The organism is Anabaena sp. UHCC 0187, assembly GCF_009712035.1.
Taxonomy (GTDB): Bacteria; Cyanobacteriota; Cyanobacteriia; order Cyanobacteriales; family Nostocaceae; genus Dolichospermum.
Map to the genome: position 1 here is coordinate 1 of NZ_VILB01000055.1, position 4,297 is coordinate 4,297.

4 protein-coding genes are annotated in these 4,297 nt (G+C 38.0%); 2 read left to right on the forward strand and 2 right to left on the reverse strand.

Annotated elements, in window-relative coordinates:
* Positions 1 to 784 precede the first annotated feature (784 nt).
* On the forward strand, positions 785 to 1,225 hold the full coding sequence (locus FJR11_RS23245; protein WP_236721515.1) for a COG3650 family protein: 441 nt from the start codon (positions 785 to 787) through the stop codon (positions 1,223 to 1,225).
* 281 nt (positions 1,226 to 1,506) lie between these two features.
* Positions 1,507 to 2,733 (forward strand): sorbosone dehydrogenase family protein, encoded by a 1,227-nt coding sequence (locus FJR11_RS23250; protein WP_168508046.1) that lies wholly within the window; start codon positions 1,507 to 1,509, stop codon positions 2,731 to 2,733.
* Between the two features lie 170 nt (positions 2,734 to 2,903).
* Here the strand turns inward: FJR11_RS23250 and FJR11_RS23375 are convergent, their stop codons facing one another.
* Together FJR11_RS23375 and FJR11_RS23260 are read right to left on the reverse strand one after the other, a co-directional pair.
* Complete coding sequence (locus FJR11_RS23375) at positions 2,904 to 4,052, reverse strand: hypothetical protein (RefSeq protein WP_174763184.1); 1,149 nt, start codon at positions 4,050 to 4,052, stop codon at positions 2,904 to 2,906.
* Between the two features lie 40 nt (positions 4,053 to 4,092).
* Positions 4,093 to 4,297, reverse strand: a 205-nt coding sequence (locus tag FJR11_RS23260; protein ID WP_371417615.1) for a WD40 repeat domain-containing protein, incomplete at its 5' end; no start/stop codon positions are given.

Sequence of the window (4,297 nt, forward strand, 5' to 3'; positions counted from 1 at the left end):
ATTATGCTATTACGCATTTGCTTTTTTGCCCAAAAGTCTTACTAGAAGGACTCTATGTGACTTGAACCATAATCCAAATTGTGAACCATAACATGAGCCATAAGTAACGCCAAATTAAGCTTTTCGAGCAATAGCAATATAAAACTTTGTAGGCAGGGGGCTTTCTAGCAGGGAGCATGGGGAGGAAAAGTCGTTTTGATTTGGTAAAATTGGATAGCGAACGCGAGTGCGTCCCGGAGGGAACTAGCGCTGCTGCAAGCAGTTCATCTTTTTTGTGGAGTTCTCTTAGCTGCGTCACAGCTTAGAAATACTAGCGATTTATCCTAATTCCTCAAAAACAATATCCTCATAAACCGACTCAATGGGAAAACTTAAATCAATACTTCGTAGCTCGATATTATCCCCCACGTTAGATACAAATTCAGCACTCTGTTCTGGTGGATACCAAATTTTGTAGATACTGCCGTTCTTCTTGACTTAACCGGACAATATAGGTCTTAAGCATAATCAGTTATTAGGATATCTGCTGAGATTTACAGTGAATAGCCCCTCCATTTTCCCTCAAATTCACAATTTTTAGCTTGACAGACCACTACTAGACTTTTTTCCAGAATCATAAATGTTAAAGTTAGCAAATTATACATCATTGACTTTTTTTCTGTTGTATTAGGAAATTAGGGATCTCCTTTTGTTTAATTATTTGACACCTAAATAGGTGTATTACTTATCGCGCTCAATATATTAGTTAATCGTGTTGTAGATACCCAATCCAGGTAGAAAATTCATGAACAAGCTGTTGTGTTTAAAAATATTATGTATGGGATTAGCCAGTATATCCCTAACCCCAGCTACTGCCAGCGCAACAGCAAATGTTGCAATTAAATCGGCACAAAATCATATTGCCAGCAGCCGAGTAGAAGAATTTAACGTAGTAGGTAATGAACCATTTTGGAATATAAATGTTAGCCAAAAAGGTATCGTTTATTCCTGGGTGGCAGATAAAATTAGAAAACAAACCTTTCCTTATGTAAATCCCCAAGCAGCAGACGGACGGCCTTTAGATGTGCTTAGAGTTTATCGCTTACGTGGTGGAGCAGATAATATGCTGATGATTCAGAAAGCTAATGGCTTCTGTAGCGATGGTATGTCAGATAAAAAATATCCCTACACAGCAACTTTAATTTTGGGTAGGACAGTGCGAACAGGTTGCGCTGAGAAAAAATAATTTGCTGAAATTATAGACCAGAAATCTTTGATTAATTGATAATTGTTTCGTTTCATTCAAGGCTTCCGCCGTGAGCGTCAGCCGAACGGTTTAAAACCTCCCCTTTTAAGCACATTTAATATTATGATGGAAGTTAACAATGACACTACTGGAAGTATTACAATCACAGTATAGCCTCCAGACAATGGACAGTACATTTGCCAGATGTCATCGTCTTTGGATGATACCAAACAGAATTGGCAATGTTATGGTCAAACAAAAGAACACGCCATTGCCAAATCATGAAACAGACAAAAACTCTGGCAGCAAAATTACTTTTCGGCATGGTTTTAGTAGGAATTTCAGCTTGCAACTTAGCAACAACTGAGTCCGCAAACACTAATAATCAACAAACAGAAACAGCCCAACAAGTCAGCCAACAAACTGCTACTAAAAATCAAGCCTGTACTTTAGTAGAAAATGGCTTCGGTTCCCAAGGACAGGTAAAACTGCGGGTAGAAGAAGTCGTAACAGGTTTAGAAGTTCCTTGGGGAATAGCTTTTCTGCCAAATACAGATATCTTAGTTACCGAACGACCGGGACGAGTCCGCCTCGTGCGGAATGGTAAACTTATTTCCCAACCAGTAGCTACTATCAATGTCACAGAAAGCGGTGAAGATGGTTTATTGGGTATTGCCACTCATCCTAACTTTGCTAAGAACCGATTTTTTTACATTTACTACACTGCTGATCGAAATGGATCACAGGTTAATCGTGTGGAAAGATGGCGACTATCTGAGAATGGACTCAGTGCTTCCCCGGATAAAGTAATTGTTGATAATATTCCCGTAGCACAATTTCATAACGGTGGTCGCATTCGCTTTGGACCAGATGGAATGCTTTACATTGGCACCGGTGATGCCAGAGAACCGCAAAGTTCCCAGGATGTTAATAGCCTTGCTGGTAAAATCCTGCGTGTGACACCTGACGGACAAGTACCGCAAGACAATCCGTTTAGTAAAAATCCTGTCTATATAACTGGGATTCGCAACACTCAGGGGTTTGATTGGCTGGATAAATCAACATTATGGGTGACAGATCACGGACCTAGTGGGGATTTGGGAAGAAGGGGTCACGATGAACTCAGTTTAGCAAAAGCAGGAGACAATCTCGGCTGGCCTACTATCTACCGTTGTGAATCACAGAAAGGAATGGTTACTCCGTCAATTGTTTGGCGTGAAGCTTTACCTCCTGGTGGGGCAGCAATTTATACTGGCAATTCTATTTCTGAATGGAAAGGGAGCTTAATAATTGCCACTCTTCGTTCTCAACATTTGCAGCGCGTTGTTTTCAAACCCCAGTCTCCCCAACAAGTTGAGCGTCATGAGGTGTATTTGCAAGGTCAATATGGACGGCTGCGAGAAGCAATTATGGGGCCAGATGGTGAATTATATGTCACCACCAGTAACTGTGATGGACGGGGAAATTGCCCTCCACAGCGGGATAAAATTCTCCGCATTACTCGATAAAAAAGTTAACAGAAATAAGTAATAACCGCTCAATAATCCGGGGTAAATCCTTCCATGACAAGCCTCAAATGGCGTAAAATCCTTCCCCAACAGCTAGTCCGCCCCCATTTATTGAGCGGATACGTAAACTGAATCCTAATATAAATAGGTGTTTCATTTTTTGCTCCTTATTATTTGTTTCTCTTAATTGGTGTTTCATTAACCATTGAGTTAGCGATGGCAATTAATTCATTTTCTGAACAAGAACCGGAATATACGTGAAAAAATAATCCATTTTGAATCCAGCTTATATTATTCCATCCATCTCCTTTAAATAAAGATGCTTTGATGCTTTTATTGAGATTTAAAGGGATAGTTGAATTATATCTAGTTTGGTAATTTTTGTAGAAATCGGAGGACAATAAAGCAGTGTTAATGGAAATTCGTCTGCAATCTAAAGAATACAGTCTACTGGCAGTATTGATATTTTGACAATCTTTTCCTGTATCTAGTAAGGATATATAAGCATTTTGATTATTAACAATTTTCAAAACAACTTTTAAATTATCTTTGCTAATTCCTTGCGTTATGGAATCAGGTAAACTGCTTGGTAATCTGAAAACTAAATTATTTGGTAAGCGTTGTTTAATCTGATTAATTACAGGCTTAAATATTGGTGCTGGTGCAGTCATAGTTGATCTTAAAGATTTAGGTAAACTAGAAGCACAGCCATTTGAATTAAATTGTTGAACAAATATAATCCGATCTGATGACTCAACTATGTAATTAAGTAAGTTATTTAATAAGATAAGAGGTCTAGGAGCGTTCAATGGAACATCACCATTATTGGTGACAAATTTACCATTGTTTATTAATGCTAATCCTAAATAATAATTTCCTTCTTTAAATAAGACTTCACCATTCTTGGTTATTATTACTCCATTAGATAACGTCCCAGTATCAACTCTGCCAAAACCTTCACCTGTTGAAATAACACAAACACGACCTTTAATATTAGAAGGATAAATATGTCTAGTCCTTCCGTATCCTCCCCACCAACCCAAAAAAGGTGCTAATCCTGGTTCAACTTGTGACCAACCGCGTACAAAGGATTCTCGTGAGCTTTTTTCTGTTGGAGTACGTCTATCCTGAATATGACTAGCACCTGTACTATCATTTTTGACTTGTCTAATGTGTTCTTGAAGTCCTTGACGTAATTTGCTTAGTTCTGCATTTGTCGGTTGTCGAGTTTGAGCGAATACTGATTCATTAACACCAAAAATCATTAAACTCAGTCCTGAAATAAATAGCGATCGCTTTGCCCATTGTAGATATTGCATAATTTCCTCCCTGATAAATTTAGTTTAACAATAAATAAAGTTACTTGGTTTCTACTTGCCAAATTTTGATTGTATTATCACCTCCAGAACTTACTAAAAATTTTCCATTTGCACTCAGAAATAAATGAGATACATAACTTTGATGAGCTTCAAAATCACCCGCTATACTATTGGTTCTAATATCCCATAGTGTAACAGGGAGAATATTGCTTTCATCATTACTACTACTACCAGTAAATAAGTAT

What these genes read in the sequence shown, in the direction of transcription:
- FJR11_RS23245 (WP_236721515.1), top strand. Translation starts at nt 785, where the DNA reads ATGAACAAGCTGTTGTGTTTAAAAATATTATGTATGGGATTAGCCAGT.
- FJR11_RS23250 (WP_168508046.1), top strand. Translation starts at nt 1,507, where the DNA reads ATGAAACAGACAAAAACTCTGGCAGCAAAATTACTTTTCGGCATGGTT.
- FJR11_RS23375 (WP_174763184.1), bottom strand. Translation starts at nt 4,052, where the DNA reads ATGCAATATCTACAATGGGCAAAGCGATCGCTATTTATTTCAGGACTG.